Origin of the sequence: Carnobacterium mobile DSM 4848, assembly GCF_000744825.1 — a bacterium.
In the GTDB taxonomy this organism is placed as follows: Bacteria; Bacillota; Bacilli; order Lactobacillales; family Carnobacteriaceae; genus Carnobacterium_A; species Carnobacterium_A mobile.
The window spans coordinates 2534774-2553405 of record NZ_JQMR01000001.1 but is presented as its reverse complement, the minus strand read 5'-3'; the positions used below and the strand labels follow the sequence as shown (position 1 = coordinate 2553405).

Here is an 18632-nt window from a genome sequence, read left to right as displayed (position 1 = left end):
CCTTCTGCTCCATCACAGACGCGCGTTTGCTGATTAAGTAAAATCGTGTCGATCTCTTGCTGGATTTTTTTCCAATCACGCCGACTCGGTACGGTTTCGATCCCAATCACTTTAATATCCGGTGCTACCCATCTTTTTGTCAACTCTACTTGGCAATCGGTTAAAATCATTTGAATGTTCTCTTCTTGATGGATTGCTTCAGTAAAAGCATAACTCTTTAAGACAAAAGGATACCTTGATGCTAAAAGATCTATCAAAAACAACTCATGCCGCCACCCTTGTTGAGACATGACGACCAATTGGATACGTTCTTTTTCTTGAATAACTTGTGAAGTGAGGTCTTTCCAAGAGGTAATCATCATGAAAATAATTTCTTCGTCATTTTCTTTGGCTTTACGTGTCCAACTATTGTCGGGTCCTTTATTTAACACATCTTGGACAACTCTAGGAAAAACAGTAAAAGGTTGGTTTAAGGCTGTTTAATAAATTTCGACTGCGGTTAAGCAAAAATATGGTTGCCGCCCTTAAATAAACCACGATAAAAGTAAAAACTCATTAGTATGACGATCATATCTTCTTGATTCTCTAACTTATACCCCGTACGTTCCTTTAGTGTTTCAATAAAAATCTCTGATATTTTCGTATAATTTTGTTAGTAAAGAATCGGAGCTTAATAGTTCGATGTAAAATTGCCAATAAAAATTTTGATAGAGGTAGATCATAAATTTACGATCTTTTTTAGGGATAGCAAATGGGAGTTCTGCTGAGAGAGAAGTGAATAGTTGATTGATTTTGATTACTTCAAAAGCAGGCAGTTGATAATTTTCCTCAATGACATAGCCTTTTTTTATCCGCTCTAAACAAATCACTAACCAAAGAGCCGTTTTGTGTTGAGTCAAAGGTGAATAAAGCCGTTTCTTCTGCCTTTTCTTGAAGTAGATAAATATACTTGTTGGCTATTTCAAGAAAGGGATGTTGAAATTCATCAAATGCTGCAGAATAATAATCCCATAAAAACACACTATAAAAATAACGAATTTGTTTTTCTGAGCCTCTGATTTTAACCGGCTTTGATTGGATCCATAGATCATATTCTGCTAAAAAGCTGTTAATTTGTTTTAAACTTCTGATAATGGAGGAGATACTGGTATATAATAGATCAGCTAAGTCTTCTATGCTGGGGATATCCAGCTCAAATAGTTTTTTGATAATTTGAAAATTCAAACTGTTTTCCATTGCCCGTTGATAAATTTTTTCCATTTGGAAATCATTGGATGTCGTCAGTTTTATGCCGCGTTGTTTAGAAGTTTCAATGGTGATTTCACTGGTCAAGTTACTATTGTAATATTGAATGTCCGCTCGAATCGTGCGCCCTGAGCACATCAATTGTTGAGATAATTCGTCAATGGTCCACCATGTGTCATCGGATAGCAACACTTCAACTAATTGCAACCGTCTAGAACTAGAAGCATCCAGCAACTTATTTAATACCATGTTCTTTCTCCTTTCTTACCAAAAACTAATGTTCTCTCCTTGCTTTATAATTAAAGTATACCAGTTTTTCTAAGAACTGCCTAATTATAAAAGCGCTTACATTTAATTATGTACATAAAAAACCGCTAGTCAACTGTGCCTAGACGGTTCTTTGAGGGCCTATATTATTGATTGAAGTGATGCGGGGATGTGTGGTTTTATCAAGCACAGGATTGGCTTATGACGGCTATGCTGATAAAGAGGAAAACAAAGATCTATGCGGGATGGACGTTTCTTTTAAGTACTAAAAAACCAGCTAATAATCCATGTAAGAGTAGCATGCTGCCAAACTAAGCGATGTCTTATTTAGATTATTTGGAGAGGTAGCGGTTTTTACTGTATTGTAAAGTTTCCATGCCCTTCCTAATTTAAAGCCGAATGGCGTTTGCCGTTCTATTCACAAACTTTACTGCCATGCTGGATTGATTTTTAACGACTCGCTATATTAATTAAAACTGCCATCAGAAACTAGAGAATCGGTTAGGACCTCAATCCTTAAAAATTTGAAGATGATCTTGCCTTTCAAGTCTTCCACGGCATCACTCCTCGTGTATTGATATAAATAAGAATATCACTTTCTAATCAGATTATCATTTCAACAATTGCCTATCCATATGCAATTGTTGAAATAAATAAAAGCCGACAAAAAAGGCAGGACAGTTGTCCTACCTTTTTTAATAACAACGGTACTGTAAAAAGAAGCAAGTTTTGTTGCTTTGTCTTATCTTCTGTGGCCTTTATTCTTACGTTCCACTGTACCAGGCATGTTGTCTCTTAACCGGTTTTTGTTTTTTGGATTAGCATCCAGATTATTCAATAGGTTCATATCATCATCTGCTAAGAAGAAATCAAAGACATCTGCGTTTTCTGCGATCCGATCTTTGTGACTTGATTTTGGAATTGGAATCACATCTCGTTGAATACTCCAGCGTAATGCAATTTGTTCAGGCGTTTTATTGTGCTTTTCAGCTAGTGTTAACAATTTATTTTCTTTGCTGATTTTTCCTCTTTTAATTGGACTATACGCCATCGAAACATATTTTCACTATCACAGAAATCATTGGTATCCTGTTCGCTATGACCAGGATAAATTTCGTATTGGTTTACAGCGGGTCTTACCTTGACTTCTTTGAGTAAAGGTACCAAATCAGCTCGTTTAAAATTGGAAACGCCAATAGCTCTTGCGCGTCCCGATGCATAAATTTCTTCTAACGCACGCCAAGTATCAAGATTCACTTCGTCATCTTTATCCGGCCAATGAATCAAAAGCAAATCTACATAAGGTTGATTTAGCCGTTTCAAACTGTCTTCAAAGGATTGTGTAGCTTTGTCGAATCCCATATCGGTTTTCCAAATTTTTGTAATAACAAAGATTTCGTCACGTGAAATCCCTGAGCTCACAGCTCGGTTGATAGCTTTTCCAATATCTTCTTCGTTATCATAACTAGCTGCTGTATCAATTAAACGATAACCTTTCATGATAGCATAAAACACAGCATCTTCGGCTTCTTGTCCTGTCATGCCGCTTGTTCCTAAACCAATCCCTGGTATAGTATAACCATTGTTTAAAGGCATTCTATCTAATAAACGTTCTACCATAGTTATCACGCTCCTCTTTGTGTTACTTTTAGTTTAACGAAGTCTTTTACAAAACTCAAAAGAAAACACTTACACCCTGAAGGAGAATTTAAAATTTTTTTATCTGGATTTGGTTAAAAAACGGTTTGCGTGACTTAACAAGGATGCGATGACGGTCTTATGTCACGATAAACTTCTTTACGTGACATATCGATGGAAAATTCTTGTCCTTATGTCACGATAAACCTCTTTGCGTGACATAACCATCGAAAATTCCTATCTTTATGTCACGATAACTCAATTAAGGAGAGGATTTTTAAAATTAGGTGCTTTTCGGTAAAACCGAAAAGGTCAGATTAGGATTGCAAGGTCAAAAACTTATCATTCCTATACACCAAAAAAACTGCATCCGCTTGACTAGCAAGGGATACAGTTTGCTTCTTTTATTAATCTGACTACCAACAAAACTTTGCTAATCTAATGTGACCACGACTACTTCCGGACGATTATTAAAACGGAACGGGAATGTCGAGTTGCCGATTCCTCGACTAACAATCATGCGTTTCCCAGGTATTTCAGGGTCATAGTAGACGCCATCCGTATATTTTGGAAACTTCCCTTGACCGGGAGAAAAAAGACCGCCGATAAACGGCAGGCGAAACTGACCGCCATGGGCATGACCACTCAAAATCAAATCGGGTGCTCTGGTCAAATCCATTAAATATTCTTCAAAAAATTCTGGGTGATGCGCTAATAATACTTTCGGCTGTTTTTGCATACCTTCTGTTAAGACGACATCTCTAAGGATCGGTTTCGGCGCAAGATCAAAATCTTCTTTTTCTGATAGGCCCATCAAAACAAAACCAGCTTGTTCGAAATCGATCCATTCTGCTTCGTCGATTAATACACGCACTCCTGCTTTGGTTAAAACGTCTTCCCATTCTTGCAGCCGTCCACTACCGAAATCATGGTTACCAGTAACCGCATAAGTGGGCGCGATTGAAACCAAAGATTGAGTGAAATTTTGTAATTTCTCTTTTGGCAAATCATAGCGTACATCGATCAGGTCTCCTGTCAACACGATCAAGTCAGGTTTTTCAGCAGCTACTTTCTTAACGAGCTGCAGCAGCGAGACTCCTTGTCGCGGTATATGGGTATCCGATAATTGCACAATTTTTTTACCTCTTAAGCCTTTATCTGAATAAGGCAATCTTACATGAAAATGTTTGATTTGTATCCACTTGTTCTGTGCAAGCAAATACATCACTAATAAAACAATCAAACCTACTATTATTCCAAAACTACTCCATCCTGACATAAAAATTCCTCCAACTAAATAAACTTTCCTTCTTCTTTTCAACATTCTGACTTACTATTTATTCTAACATAAAAACATCTGGAAAGCGTTTTTATCTGATTCATGATACAATAAAAGAAAAAAGGGGTGACAGCAAATGGATAATCCAGGAATGGAAAGTGGAAATCAAAATAGTATTCGTGATGCAGCAGCATTAAAGGCTTTTAAAAATAACGAGAATCTGGATGGGCTGATAGAAGAGCAAGCAGATACAAATAAAGAAAAAGAAGAACCGAAAGCAGAAGATTTCAAACCATTTAAAGATCCTGAGAAATTGAAAGAATTAAAAGAAGAAAATCCACATCCAACTGAAGACAAATAAGCTTGAAAACAACATATGCAAAGAACCATTGCCGCTAACGAAGAGCAACGGTTCTTTTTTATTCTTTTACCTTTCCAAATAAAGCAGGCTGGCTCATTATATTGGCTAATCTGTCTTGTCTATATATCTTCCATGTTTTGGCAAGGCGATTTCATCAACCGGTCAACAAATCGCACCCCTAAATAAAATGAACCAGCCGTAACGACCAATATAAGGACAGCGATAATGACTACTATTCTCGCTTTCTTCAGCATGATCTCACTTTTCTTCTACTTATTTTGTTCCTATTAAACCGTATCTTTGAGAATCTCTAAACCATGTAATCAGTTTATCACTTTTAATTGTCAGTTTTAGAAATTTTATCTTTTTGAAATAAATAAAAACATCTCTTTCCGGTTTCAGGAGATTCGCTGAACTTAGTACAGATGTTATTATTAACCATTTGTTCTTATAAAAGCCGATCTTTAATTTTTTAAGATCGGTAGCTGATGTTAGTCAATAGTTGATCTTCTTTGGAGTCAAATTGATAGTGCTGGAATCCCACTTTATACTCCAAAATCACTTGTTGAATTTTCGCTTGTAGATTGTGTAAAATAAGCAGTTCAGTCAACCATTCTGCTGATTTACGGACAACCCGGTGCGTTACGATTTCATCATTTGACGAAAAAGTAATCAAATCTTTTTCTTTTACTGCCTGATATGGTTTCATTTCTACAAAAATAAAATCACCTGGGGACAATACGGGTTCCATACTGCCGCTCACAACTGTGTAGTTCTTATAACCGAATAAACCACTTGCTTTCGGAGCTGAAAAGAAGCTGACAGCTGCTATACCTACAAAGAGCAGGACAACCAGCGTTGCAACGCTATTAAGAATTGTTTTTATCGTTTTCACATCTATTCCTCCACAAGCTAAAAAAGTCGCTCATTCAATTTCTTTTTGATTAAGAGTGTTCTATCATAACTGATAATGTTTAATGGTTCTAGAAAATATTCGGACATCTTCTTCTAACTGCATGGTTGATAAATTAGGACGGATAAGCTGAACAGTTCTGGCAGTATAATAGGCATTAGCTAATCCTGCTAATATTCCTTCAAAAAAAGGCTTGTCTTGTGTATGTGCATAAATCATACCGGCACAATACGCTTCATTTACACCCCAATGGTAACGCTCTTCAAAATTCTTTTGATCTTCGTAATAATATAATTTCTTTTTATCGGTAACAAAAATGGCTGAGGAGTCATATTTATTGATGATCACATTTTTCATCCCAAAATCGAGCCATCTTAAGGCAGCTTGTTCTAATTCCGCTTGACTGTCCACCGGAACATTAAAGAATCCTGCTGTTTCATCGTGTTTAGTGACCAATAGATCCACACCTTTTAAACAAGTAGGAATATTTTCCATTTTAGGGATGGAGACAGTAATAAGCATCAACGGAATCTGGTGTTTTATTTTAAAGGCAATTAGAAATTCAAGCGTTTCTTTCGGCAAATTTAAATCAGCTACTAGATACTCGGCCTGCTTTAAAACAGAAAGGTGTCGGATCAGCCATTCCGGAGTCATCGAATGGTAAATATCCATGTCCGCCAACCCAAGAACCATCTCTCCTTGAACGCCCACTACTTCCATAAACGTTCCAGTCGTCCCACTTTCCATAATATCAACTTGCGAAATATCCATAAAATGTTCCGATTCTGATTTGATTTGCTGCCAACAAGCATCATTGCCGACGATAGAAAGCAAGGTTGTTTCTATATCAAGCCGCCCAAGGTTTTCAGCAATACTACGTGCACAACCCCCAACAGATGAACGTTCTTTAACATCATTTGTCGAATGAGGGATCAATTCTTCTTCTAATAAGTAACGACGATCAATATTGGCTGCTCCAATACACACTACAGGCTTCTTCTCATTGAGTACATAAGCTTTCCCTAACAAACGGTCTTTTTTAACTAATCCCGAAATAAGATTAGCAGTGGCTGAACGGGATAAATTGATTTCATTAGCCAATTTTTGTTGACTGATAAAAGGGTCTCTGCGAATGGCAGCTAGAATTTTCTTTTCTTTTTCATTCAAATTCACTTCGTTGCATCCCTTTCTTTACATACCTATTTTCTTAAAGACCACTTGATTCAATTATTTTAGTATAGATTTTGAAACGCTTTCTGTCAAATAGTCATTAATTTAAAAAAAGGTTCGGCTACTTAATGTAGCGAACCCTTTTTCGTATAAAATGGATTAAAATAACCCTTTAGTATTATTCACATCTACTGTAAATAATACGCCATTTCCTGGCTTTTCAATTTCCATGGCATTACTAATGGATGCTACAATAGCATCTGTTGTATGAGTTTCAGATAAAATCATCACAATTTCCTTTTCAGGCTCAATGTCCATTGAAAATAATTTACTGGTTTCGTGACTGCCGGACCCTCTTCCTGTAATCACTGTTCCACCTTGCGAACCAGCCGCAACAGCAGCATCGATCACTTGTTCAGCTTGACCATGATCCACAATCGTAAATATTGCTTGGTGCATAACATTATCAACCTTTCTACTGCTCGCATTTTGTGAATAAACACAATTTCTATTTCCTAGAAGATTCACAATTGGGATAGAAAATGCAATACCATGATTGCGTTTTTCCAGCTTAAGTTTTTTGGATAAATCTTCAAGTGCATGTTCCGCAACTTCTTTTTTAGCTGCTAAAATCACGATTTCTTTACGGATATCGTCCAAGCCCAACATTTTTAAGGCGTTGTTATTAATCGTACCGAAGCCATAAAAAACGGTTCCGCCCGATACACCATCCTGTTTGCCCAATTTCAACACTTTGCTTCCCATTCCATCATTTACAATAAAACAAAGGATGTCATAATTGATTCCTGCAATCACGTTCGTTTCCATGCTATTGAAGTCCGCCCTTTCTAGATTTCAGTTTAAAAATCAATCCTAGAAGCTGCAATGTGATAATCGGCATCATAGCCACCATTGCAATCATTCCGAATCCATCCATCAATACGTCTGCTCCTTCAATGGCTTCTGCTGCTCCTTGTACAAAGGCTAGGATAAACGTCGCTGTCATTGGTCCAGACGCTACTCCTCCTGCATCAAAGGCCATTCCGACGAACATTTTAGGAACAATGTACATTAACCCGATAGCTATAATATAGCCCGGTAAAAGCATATGCCACAGTAACAATCCTGGTAATAAAATACGGACCATGGATAATAAGACCGCCAGCCCTACACCAAGGGATAAAGCTAATAAAATAAATTTTCGTTTAACATATCCGTGCGTTACTTCTTCGATTTGGTGAGTTAAAACATATACAGCTGGTTCAGCTAAGATCGTCACTAATCCTAACACAAAAGCGACTAAGAGTACATAGAATCGATTATCCAGTGAAGCTATAGTATATCCGACTACATTTCCTACTTCCATAAATCCAGCATTGACACCAGTCAAGAATAAAACCAATCCAACAAAAACATATAAAACTCCTTTTAGGATTTTATTTAATCGTTTTTTGGAAAGCTTTAACGATAAAAAATTGTAAATCAGAAAAATTGTTACGATTGGAAAGAGGGCTATAAATATTTCACCAGAAATAGTCGGCAATTGAGCAAGAAACGGCTGAATAATAGCCGATGAACCACCTGGATCCACCTCTAAACTACCGGACATTTCATTTTGCCCGCCGAAAATATTCATTAACATCACGGCAATAATTGCCCCTGATGAAGCAATGGCAACTAAACCGAAACTATCTTCTTCCGACGTTTTTCCGACTTTCTTTAATGAGGCTATCCCCAATGCCAGAGCCAGCATAAAGGGAACCGTTAACGCCCCAGTTGTTGCACCTGACGCATCAAATGCCAAAGATAAAAATTCATTAGATGTGAATAGCGCTAAAACAAAAATGAGAAGGTAAATACCCGTTAACAACTTATATAAGGGGATATTATATACAATGCGAAGTAAGCCAATTGTTACCATCACAGCAATCCCAATGGAAACAAAAATTAAAATACTGGTATTTGTAATGACTCCATTCGTTACTGTTGCAATTTGGTTCGCTAAAATATGCAAGTCCGGTTCAGCGATTGAAATGAAAAAACCAAGTGCTAAACCAGCAATAATAACGACCCAGACTTTATTACTCTTGGCGACACCTTTTCCCATTTGAGTTCCTATTGGTGTAATGCCAATATCGGTACCCAATAAAAAGATAGCCAATCCTAAAATAATAAATAAAGCGCCTACTAAAAATCTCAATAAAAGACTTGTTTCTAAAGGTGCAATAGTGAAGTGCAAAATAAATACGATTGCCACGATCGGCAAAACAGATAACGAAACTTCTTTAAATTTTTCTGTCAGTATATTCAAATAAAAAACAATTCCTTTCTATATTAGTATTAGTATTCTGTAAAATCAATCCGCCCTCCTAATTATTTTGGTCAAAACAACCTTGTTCATTTTTCCTGGTGCTAAAAAGCATCTAGGCACGTCCTTTTTATTCCTAATTATACTTTACCATATAAATAGATTATTGAATCATCTAAAGGTGTTTACTTACTAAAAATTTATTTTTTATGTCCGATGGTAAAATGGTCCTTGATAGACAAGTCAGCGGCCAAAAAACTTTAACTTGCCTATTTAGAGTTAATAACGGATGAGTTTCAAAAAAAGTTCTTGTTAATCGTATCTGCTTGCAAGCAGCCGCTATTCCTCCAAAAATTTCAAGACTGTAGAATAGATTCATTTTTCTTACCGAACCCAAAAATAATAAAACAAAAAAATAAAGCTGGCTTTCCCAAAAGGAAAACCAGCTTTATTTTTATTGCATAATTTAAAATCTGTAAAACAAAACAGCTGCTTTGTTTGTGTGTCTATCAGGATCACTTCGCATCCTGTTCTTAGTTGAGCTGCGTGACCCAGACACTTGGCAATTTAGATAACTTTCAGCAATGCGCAGGATGCTCTTGCTTGAAAATTTCCTAAAATTGCTGTGTGTCTATCAGGATCACTTCGCATCCTTTATTTTGTTTTTTCTTCTTTTTCCATTTTGGTTTCTAAACGTTCTAATTGGCGTTTAGCAAATTCGCGTCCGCCGATCCCAAATGAGATAGCAAAAGCTACAGATAATCCACCAAGAATCAGCAAGAAAGCAAAGTTTACAATGCTTGTTGCAAATTTCAATTGGTCTAATCCCATAAAGACAGACATGACAATCAAAATATATTTGACGATATTACCTGACATACGGCTTCCAGTTGTTTGAGAGATAAAGTTTCCTAATATTGTTCCCCCAATGATACCAATGCCTAGAATCAACAATGCGCTGATGACCAATGGCAAGTAAGCAATGACAGCTTGCCCAATAGTGTTCAGTACTTCTAAGTTTAAAACATTTAAAGCTTCTACAACGAAGAAGACGATTAAAACAGCTTGGATCACTTGTCCAATAACATTTGCCAAGTCCATTGAAGAAGAAACTTTTCCTGGCGTTGTAAGGTATCTATTTAATTTGTTGATACCTGTACCTTGTAATAAACCAGTGATCAAATCTCCAACAAATTTTGCTAAAATCACACCGACGCCAATTAAGATAACAGCTACGATGATATTTGGTATAGCGGCTAGTACTTGATTTAGAACCATAATAATCGGTTCAGCGATACTACGGATTTGCAGGGTTTCAAGTGCTACTGTGATAACAGGAACTAAAATAATGATATAAACCACGTTTGCCAATACTTTAGCAATGGTCATTTTTTGATTTTGAGAAGGTGCTGCTTCTTGAGTTGCTGCATCTGAACTCGTCATTTTAGAGATCCATTTGTCAATATTGACCGTGATCAATAAATTATAGACTAAGTTTTTAACAAATCGGCCAACAAAGATCCCAATCGCCAAGATAACAGCTGCTGCGAATAATTTCGGTAAGAAAGTTAAAACAGAATTAAGCATATTTGTAATTGGCGTAGAAATAGCATTTAGTCCCAGCATACCTAGAATGCCTGGTAAGAAAATCAACCAGACCAAGTAGTAAAGCACTTTTCCAATTGAATCGATGGTACTGTTAGCTTGTTCATCTGAATTGGTTAACCCCCATTTCGTTAAAAGTCGGCCAAAACCTGCTGCTTTTAGTCCTTTTTGCGCTGCTTTACGGACTAGAACTGCTAGGACCCAAGCTACAACTAATAGGGCAATGGCACCTAACAGTGTCGGTAAGAATCCCATGAATGAATTGAATCCTGTACTGACTGAATTTGAAAAATCGTTCATGAATAACATCTCCTTCATTTATATTTTTTTATTCTTTACACAGCTTAGTATAGCCTAAGTTCGGATTTACTTAAAATGATAAGCCTTTTTTTTTGAAAATTTATTAAAATGTGGAGCTTTTTTAAACTAGATTTAAGCTTAGTAAAAGTAGTGTTCGCTTTTATCTAAGAAAAGCAGGATAAGACCGCCCTACTCTGTAAAAAACAGTTTAGCACAGTTGACTTGCCTTAAACCGATTGCTATGGTAAAGATTGAAAGCTATCTTAAACTACCATCCCCAGCTATTATTCTGTTAATTAACTTTAGAAAGAAGGTAACCTATGCCGAATAACAATCGATTAGAAACAGAAAAAATTTCAACTTTATTGCTAGAGTTTTCCCTCCCTGCCATCATTGGTATGTTTGTCAATGCTGTCTACAATATTGTTGACCGAATCTTTATTGGCAATGCTCCTGATCTAGGTTCATTGGGATTAGCTGCAGCTTCTATTACCTATCCGGTCACCTTAGTGATGATCGCTTTTGGTTTGATGGTCGGCGTTGGAGGTGCGACCCGCTTTTCGATTAGTCTTGGTCGGAAAGAAACAGAAAAAGCCCAACATTATTTAGGCAATGGAGTTGCATTAGCGATTATCGCCGGCCTGACGTTTACGGTTCTAGGAAACATCTTTATTGAACCGATTTTAAGAAATATTGGGGCTAGTGAAGCCGTATTGCCTTATGCGAATGACTACTTGAGTATTATTTTATACGGTGCTGTTTTCCAATGTTTGGCCATGTGTATGAATAACTTTTCCAGAGCTGATGGAAACCCGCGTATTTCCATGATCAGTATGATGATCGGAGCAGGTTTCAATATTATTTTTGATTACATTTTGATCATTCAATCAGGCTGGGGAATGAAGGGAGCAGCTTATGCTACAATCGGCGGACAATTTTTATCTGTTATTTGGCAGCTGTCTTACTTTTTAGGCAAACGCAGCAATGTCCGTTTGATGTTCGTCAATATGAAATTGAAGTTATCTTATGTAAAAGAAATTTTAACTACTGGTATTCCAGCTTTCCTTCTGCAAATCGCCAATAGTCTTCTAAATGTCGTTATTAATGCTTCTCTTGTTAAATATGGAGGCGATGTCGCCATTTCAGTAGCAGGAATTGTGACCAGTGCCGTTACATTGATCATCATGTCGATCTCTGGGTTAACACAAGGTTTGCAGCCAATCGTTAGTTACAATACCGGTGCTGGCCGCATTGACCGCGTAAAACAAGCACTTAAAATAGGCAGTATGATTGGATTTTTGATCACCACTACTGGTTTTTTGATCATTCAGTTTTTCCCTGAATTTGTCATTACTTTGTTTAACCAAGAGACTGCCGTTGTTGCTTTGGGCATCAAAGCAATTCGTATTTGGACACTTGGTTTCCCACTTGTCGGTTTGCAAATTGTTTGGTCCAACTACTTTCAAGCTGTCGGAGAAGTCCGGCTGGCTAGTTTCTTGAACTTAGCTCGACAATTGATTTTCTTAGTTCCATTAATCTTGATTCTTTCTTCTATTTTTGGCCTTTACGGAATTTATGCTGCCGTACCATTGGCAGATGTGCTAGCCTTTTTGGTTACCTTTTTCTTTATCCAAAAGAAATTGTCCAGATCAAAAAAAGAATTACTTTAAGTTTTCACCTTGCGCTCAGTGAGATTTCATTGAAAATTTTATGATTGTGTACTATTATGGAGACGCTGAGCGAAAGTGATTCGCTTCAAAAATTGAAATGATGGTGAGGGAAAAATATGTATAAATTGATTGCCCTTGATGTTAACGGGACATTGTTGACAGATCGTAAAGAACTGACAGAAGAAGTCATAGAAGCTGTCAGAAAAGCAAAAAAACGAGGTTCAAAAATTGTACTGTGTACGGAACGTTCTTATGACGGTATTGTAAAAGTGGTACATGATTTAGGTAATCAATATGTAGATTACGCAATTTGTTTTAATGGCGCTTTGGTTAAAGATGCTAAAATGCATACGACGTTATCGCGAGTGAATTTGACAAAAGACGATTTAGTTTATTTATACCAAATAAGTGAACGCATCGGCTGCTCGGTTCATTTTGATGATGAGCATTCTATTTATACCCCTAATCAACACATTGGCAAATATACTGTACAAGAAGCTTATTATAATAATACGCCTTTGTATTACCGCAATGCTTATGATTTGCCGGAACATTTTATTCCTTCGAAAGCTATCTTCAGTGAAGAAAAAAACAAGTTAGACAGCAGTATAAAAAAATTGCCAAAAGACTTTTTCTCGAAATTCCATGCCATTAAAAGCGGTCCTAATTTCTTTGAAATTTTAAATAGTACAGCCAGCAAAGGCAATGCATTGAAAGCCTTGTGTGAACGTTTAGGCGTGGATCCGCTGGATGTTTTAGCTATCGGAGATCATGAAAATGATTTATCTATGTTGGCTTTTGCTGGAAAAAGCGTAGCCATGGAAAATGCAGATCGCGCTGTTTTGCATATTGCAGATGACGTAACAGCTTCAAACAACCAAAACGGTGTAGCTGCCGCTATCAACAAATACGTATTAGAACAAGATGAATAAAAAAAGTAGTGTGGTTTCCTTGATGGAATCACACTACTTTTTATGCTTTTCTTTCACTAAATCAGCTTCCGTGGCATTTTTTATATTTTTTACCGCTGCCGCATGGACAAGGTTCATTACGACCAACTTTTTTTACCATTATCGGCTGTTGTTTTTTAACTTTTGTTTCTTCTTGAAACTCGTTCAACTCGACAAACTTCCAGCCTCTAAAGCTCCATTTTCTCGTCTGCTCCGCCAGCTCTTTGAACAATTGAACAAAAGCCAGCACATCTTCTTCTACAGTAAACTCAAGCCCCGCCGCTGCTACTTTTGGATACAGCTTATCTGCTTTTAAGCCGACAACGGCTGCCTTCGAAATTTCGTCCATGATGTTTCTTTCAGTAAATAGATCATAATTTTTTGCATGAATATACTGTTGTATATTTAGGTAATTCGGTGAATCGATGGCAATAATGTGACTGGCATAGACCGCTAACTCATCAACTGATGGCATATAATAAGGAACTTGTCGCGAAGCTAAATTTTCATAAAACAGCTTCGCTTCTTTTTCATCTACAAAAGAACTGTCGATAATCAATGGACTGTTAAAATAAAAAGCTGTTTGCTGCTGTTCTATTTTTTCAAGCCACTCTTCAGCTGCTGCTACCGTTATTGCTTCTTTTTGATGGAAATTCCATACAGTTACCAATTGAGTTAAATCATAGACTCCATATAGATGCAACAACGCTATTATGTAAGAACAGAAAAGTTGATTTTTTCTTTGTTCTTCTATAAAAGATGAGTTATTTTTTAATTCAATGAACGTCTTACTCAATTCATCCGGTACAATTGGCGTTGCATTCTTTTGCTTGTTTTTATCCAGATAGAGGTAGCCGTAAGCCATTAAACTATCTAATGCTTCCCCATTATCTCTTGCTGCTTCAAATGAAATCGTCTCATTTTGTCCTATCAGACTCTCTAACAGCTGGATGCATGTTTGATTGGCAGATGATAAATAACGGGTAAAGCTGGTCGGCATTTGTTCAGCCAACTCTGCTGCAATTTTCGCTTTTGTCTGGCTTTTTTTGACTGTTAAATTATTTTTTGCTGCAATTTCCAGCATCGTATCTTTTTTAACGGTTTGCAGTAATTCTACTAAACCTGTACGAGTTGATAAAGGTGTTTGTAAAGCTGTTTCATTCATTTTAGTTCTCCTTATTCTAATTATCCTATTGAGTTGGTGATGATTTATTTACCGTTGCTTAAACGAATTTGGCGGCTTCGCTCATGGTGATAGGCTGAGAAGCATGTTGATTCCAAGCCGTTACTAGATGGGATAATTCACATCGGCCATAGATTGTTTCCACCGTGGTTTTTGTCGTTAAAAACCAGTTGTCTGTATCTTTTTCAGACTCATTTTCAAGCAGTTGTTCAGCCAGCTCTTTGGGCACAATCGGTGTGATTTGCTGATTTTCTTTAAACAAATACACATACCCTATTGCTACTAATGTTGCTTGGGCTGCTTGTTGCGGTTCCGTTAGTTCTTCTGGCAAATTACCTGAGGCATAAGCTGTTAAAATGTGCCGTTCCGTTTCTGTTAACTGGTCAACAGTTATTTTAAAGTTGTGTCTTAGTTGTTCAGCTAGTGCTGTTGCGATTTTGCTTTTTGTATGACTTTTTTTCATTGGCATAAGCTGGTTTTCAGCAAGCGTCAGCAGATTTTCTTTTTTATATGCGGTCAAACAATCCATTAATTGTTCTTTAGGCGTTCCTTTAATCCAATAATTTTCTACTGTTGAGAACAAACTTCTTCCCCCTACTTTCAATTCTGTTTCTTGCTTACTCTATCATACCGCATTTTTTGTTTTCAGTAAAATAAGCCAAGAAAGCAGTTTGTGTCAAGTTTTTCTCGAGCGTCCTATTCCTTCACTAGTTTAGGCACTCTATTTTTGTACACCCATCAGCTACCGCACGGCTCCGCCGCTTGCTGGCCCATCTTTTGGAAGAACGTTCCTAAAACCAGGAACCTTCTCCCAAAAGACAGGAATTAACGAAAACTTTTAATTAATTGTCCTATTGCCGATGAACGAGAGGCATACAATGGAATGATCCCATTCTTTGCCCCGACTGACTGCCGTGTTTTCTCATGCAATAACGACGATAAACGAACCGTTTGGTTCAGCTTGCGTTGTTGTCTCGCACTTCTATTTTGTTGGTGAAGATAGTCTTCACGCAAGGTGTGATTGAACATCCCTTGTTTTACCTTTACCATAGCTTCGCAACCTTCTGCACTCCAATGCATTCCTCGCTTTTTCATGCGAAAAGAGATGTGTCGTTGATTCGACTCCATTGCGCCTAATCCTCTGGCGCCTTTCGGAGCCTGTTCTACTTTTTCGCGCCAATCGAAAATCCGATCCCAATTCCGTAAAACATAGGTTCTAAATGTATTCAGTTTTTCCACTGCTGCTGTTTCGTCTAACGTACTTTCATACGTATCCAGCCAAATAGTTAAATGATCTAAATCATGCGTCTTTAATGCTTGCTTGACCTGCTGTTTAAAAACGTTAGTTTTCACGCCAAATGCACGATTCAAGCCTTGGAAGACATGATAAGAGTCTAGCTGATTGAGAACGGGATAATTCGATTGAGAAAAAGCTTCTTGGAATCTATCTGCAGTATAGCCTTGTCCACCGTCACTATTGGTAATGACTTGGGCTTGTTGTAAGGCATAATGATTCGCTGTAAAGGCTTGAACCTCTGCCCAAAAACCAGCGGTTTTTTTAGTCGTCATAATGGCTTTAGGTTCCTTTAAGGAAACGCGTTTTCCGTTTTTATTCCAGCCTTCGTAAAGAATGGCATGACGAACTTCTAAGCTTTTTTTCTTTTCTGTTCCACGAACAAAAACGCCATCCGCTTCGGCATAGAAATAGTCCACTTTTTTCCCTTCTGGTAATTCAGCTGCTTCTTCTAGCTCCAATACGCTTTCTTCATCTTCACGTGCTTGTGCTGATCCAACGCGTTTAAGAAGACTGCCAACTGTTTGGTGGCTGATTGTGACAGCCGTCCATTCATTTAGCATAGTTGCAGTATCTCGATAAGTAGCTTTACTCGCCAACTCAGCCACTTTTACTTCTACTAATGGACTATGACGCTGATATTTTCGAATGCCTAACCACTCATCTAGTGGATAATGATTCTGATCCGTGTGATCTACCATTAAGGTACGATAGTACCGAACGGGACCGAAAATAAATTGGACCGTTTTCCAATCTTCTCGTTTCACTTTCCAACCTTCAAGTTGTTTCTCCTCTTTGATCACCTGATTGATATGAGTGAAGACATCTCCCACTAATTCAGAAAATACTTCATACATATAAACCTGAATAGCTTCTTCTGTCTCTATTAAATTGTTTGAATCCTTTATTATTTGGTAAACCTTTGATATAATCTTATTCATAAGAAGGCCTCTTTCAATTATGTATTTGCCGGTCAAGCATACATTTATGATAGAACGCCTTCTTTCTTTTTGCCAGTAAAAAATAATAATATCTCGAGAACTATTTTACACATACAAGAAAGCAATGAGTCCATTGCTTCTTTGGCTTATCTTTCGGCTGATATGTTTATTATTGGTAAATCATTTCTGATGCATCATAATAAAGCAGTTCCCATAAATGGCCATCTAAATCAGTGAAACGTCGGTAATAAATGTACTTTTCTGTATTCTCTACTTTTTGTTCAGTTGCGCCGAGGGCAAGGGCCTTTTCCAAAAATTCAATGACTAAGTTCTTTTTTGCTGCTACTAATGTGACCATGACTTCTGTTTCGGTGGCTGCATCAGGCACTTCTTTGCCTGTATAGCTTTTGAAATAGTCTTTAAGGATCAATGTCACAAAGACACCTTCTTTGAGAATGAGACAACTGGCATTTTCATCTGTATAAAGAGGATCAAAATCAAAGCCTAATCGCGAGAAAAAATCCACGCTTTTAGTCAAATCCTCTACCGGCAAGTTAATAAAAATACTTTTTACTTGCGGAGCCATCCTTATTCACCTCTTTTCATTTAGTATGGTCTGGATTCGTACACTAACTGCCTTACTTCCATATCTGATAATTGATGAAATTCTTCATAATAAGCTCCTACAGCACCTAGATAAAAATCAGGTATTTTAAGAGCGACGATTTCATCAACTTTTGTCCGCAACTGCAACACCATTTCTTTTGGAATAACGGGTACAGCCAATATCAGTTTTTTAGGTTGTTGCCTTTGGATTTCAGCAATGGCAGCCATAATCGTATAACCCGTTGCAATGCCGTCATCCACTAAAATAACAGTTTTTCCTTTTATAGATTGGCGAGCATGGTTTTCAAAATACATTTCTTGTCGCCGCTCAATTTCTTTACGCCCTCTGGCAACTTCTTGTGTAAGCCATTCTTCACTTAACACATTCGTTTCATGCAAATTTAAAAAGGGTTCAGCATTTTCAGCGATCGCTCCAATCGCATATTCTGGATTATCAGGTGCTCCGATTTTCCAGGTAATGACCATATCTAACGGAACATGCAAAGCTTTAGCAATTTCAGCTCCGACAGGCACCCCTCCTCTTGGTAAAGCGATGACCACAACGTCTTCATTGGGTTCAAAGGTCAATTCTTTAGCTAATAACATCCCTGCTTCTGTCCGATCATAAAACTTCATTTCTGACATCCCTTCTTTCCTAAACGCATTACTGAAATCGCATTCATTTTACTTGCCTTAAGTATACCGTTTTTCTTCAAATGAGCAAAAAATTACAACTTTCTTTCATTATTGCCTTCATTTTATTGAACAGTTTCCCAATGAAATACCTACCAGGAAATACTTACCAGCACCACTTCTTATAAAATTAAACATTTTTAGGTATTTAAAAGATAAAGTCAGTCCTTTCTTGTTTTATTTTTAAAAATATTTTTTGAGCTTGCGGA

Annotated in this window: 17 protein-coding genes and 2 pseudogenes; 3 read left to right on the top strand and 16 right to left on the bottom strand. The window is 37.2% G+C overall.

The window, feature by feature from the left end; translation table 11 throughout:
- From BR87_RS12000 to BR87_RS11985, 5 genes and pseudogenes are all read right to left on the bottom strand, one after another.
- Positions 1-431, bottom strand: a pseudogene (locus BR87_RS12000) (hypothetical protein); the annotation flags it as partial.
- A gap of 397 nt (positions 432-828) precedes the next feature.
- Positions 829-1494, bottom strand: coding sequence for a helix-turn-helix domain-containing protein (locus tag BR87_RS11995; RefSeq protein ID WP_035032586.1), 666 nt, complete (start codon positions 1492-1494; stop codon positions 829-831).
- Positions 1495-2254: 760 nt separating this feature from the next.
- The gene (locus BR87_RS13550) at positions 2255-2515 is read right to left on the bottom strand and encodes an aldo/keto reductase (protein WP_280512178.1); all 261 of its coding nucleotides are present in this window, start codon (positions 2513-2515) and stop codon (positions 2255-2257) included.
- Positions 2509-3132, bottom strand: a complete 624-nt coding sequence (locus BR87_RS13545; protein WP_280512177.1) for an aldo/keto reductase — start codon at positions 3130-3132, stop codon at positions 2509-2511. The genes BR87_RS13550 and BR87_RS13545 overlap by 7 nt, the downstream gene beginning before the upstream one ends.
- 451 nt (positions 3133-3583) lie before the next feature.
- Entirely contained in the window at positions 3584-4429 is an 846-nt protein-coding gene (locus BR87_RS11985) for a metallophosphoesterase (protein ID WP_035032582.1), read from the bottom strand.
- A gap of 136 nt (positions 4430-4565) precedes the next feature.
- Here BR87_RS11985 and BR87_RS11980 point away from each other — a divergent pair, with 136 nt between their 5' ends.
- Complete coding sequence (locus BR87_RS11980; RefSeq protein WP_035032579.1) at positions 4566-4790, top strand: hypothetical protein; 225 nt, start codon at positions 4566-4568, stop codon at positions 4788-4790.
- A 119-nt stretch (positions 4791-4909) separates the two neighbouring features.
- Here BR87_RS11980 and BR87_RS13540 read toward each other — a convergent pair whose 3' ends face one another.
- From BR87_RS13540 to BR87_RS11955, 6 genes are all read right to left on the bottom strand, one after another.
- On the bottom strand, positions 4910-5044 hold the full coding sequence (locus BR87_RS13540) for a hypothetical protein (RefSeq protein ID WP_280512175.1): 135 nt from the start codon (positions 5042-5044) through the stop codon (positions 4910-4912).
- Between the two features lie 218 nt (positions 5045-5262).
- The gene (locus BR87_RS11975) at positions 5263-5685 is read right to left on the bottom strand and encodes a signal peptidase I (RefSeq protein ID WP_051929878.1); all 423 of its coding nucleotides are present in this window, start codon (positions 5683-5685) and stop codon (positions 5263-5265) included.
- Between the two features lie 63 nt (positions 5686-5748).
- Positions 5749-6876 carry a carbohydrate kinase gene (locus BR87_RS11970; protein WP_051929876.1) on the bottom strand — a complete coding sequence of 376 codons (1128 nt, stop codon included), beginning with the start codon at positions 6874-6876 and terminating at the stop codon, positions 5749-5751.
- Between the two features lie 156 nt (positions 6877-7032).
- Positions 7033-7701, bottom strand: coding sequence for a P-II family nitrogen regulator (locus tag BR87_RS11965; protein ID WP_035032576.1), 669 nt, complete (start codon positions 7699-7701; stop codon positions 7033-7035).
- A 1-nt stretch (position 7702) separates the two neighbouring features.
- Positions 7703-9184 (bottom strand): DUF1538 domain-containing protein, encoded by a 1482-nt coding sequence (locus BR87_RS11960; RefSeq protein ID WP_035032573.1) that lies wholly within the window; start codon positions 9182-9184, stop codon positions 7703-7705.
- Between the two features lie 651 nt (positions 9185-9835).
- On the bottom strand, positions 9836-11086 hold the full coding sequence (locus BR87_RS11955) for a mechanosensitive ion channel (protein WP_035032570.1): 1251 nt from the start codon (positions 11084-11086) through the stop codon (positions 9836-9838).
- A 320-nt stretch (positions 11087-11406) separates the two neighbouring features.
- Here BR87_RS11955 and BR87_RS11950 point away from each other — a divergent pair, with 320 nt between their 5' ends.
- Positions 11407-12756 (top strand): MATE family efflux transporter, encoded by a 1350-nt coding sequence (locus BR87_RS11950; protein WP_035032567.1) that lies wholly within the window; start codon positions 11407-11409, stop codon positions 12754-12756.
- A 116-nt stretch (positions 12757-12872) separates the two neighbouring features.
- On the top strand, positions 12873-13688 hold the full coding sequence (locus BR87_RS11945) for a Cof-type HAD-IIB family hydrolase (protein WP_035032564.1): 816 nt from the start codon (positions 12873-12875) through the stop codon (positions 13686-13688).
- A 61-nt stretch (positions 13689-13749) separates the two neighbouring features.
- On the opposite strand, the pseudogene BR87_RS13400 reads toward BR87_RS11945, so the two are convergent.
- The 5 genes and pseudogenes from BR87_RS13400 to BR87_RS11920 form a co-directional block, all read right to left on the bottom strand.
- Positions 13750-13839: pseudogene (locus tag BR87_RS13400) on the bottom strand (SEC-C metal-binding domain-containing protein); the annotation flags it as partial.
- Positions 13840-14929: 1090 nt separating this feature from the next.
- Positions 14930-15472, bottom strand: a complete 543-nt coding sequence (locus tag BR87_RS11935; RefSeq protein ID WP_035032562.1) for a hypothetical protein — start codon at positions 15470-15472, stop codon at positions 14930-14932.
- A gap of 242 nt (positions 15473-15714) precedes the next feature.
- The gene (locus BR87_RS11930) at positions 15715-17124 is read right to left on the bottom strand and encodes an ISLre2 family transposase (protein WP_035027845.1); all 1410 of its coding nucleotides are present in this window, start codon (positions 17122-17124) and stop codon (positions 15715-15717) included.
- Between the two features lie 169 nt (positions 17125-17293).
- Positions 17294-17710 (bottom strand): VOC family protein, encoded by a 417-nt coding sequence (locus tag BR87_RS11925; protein WP_035032559.1) that lies wholly within the window; start codon positions 17708-17710, stop codon positions 17294-17296.
- A 20-nt stretch (positions 17711-17730) separates the two neighbouring features.
- Positions 17731-18375 (bottom strand): phosphoribosyltransferase, encoded by a 645-nt coding sequence (locus BR87_RS11920; RefSeq protein ID WP_211249990.1) that lies wholly within the window; start codon positions 18373-18375, stop codon positions 17731-17733.
- Between the last annotated feature and the right edge of the window lie 257 nt (positions 18376-18632).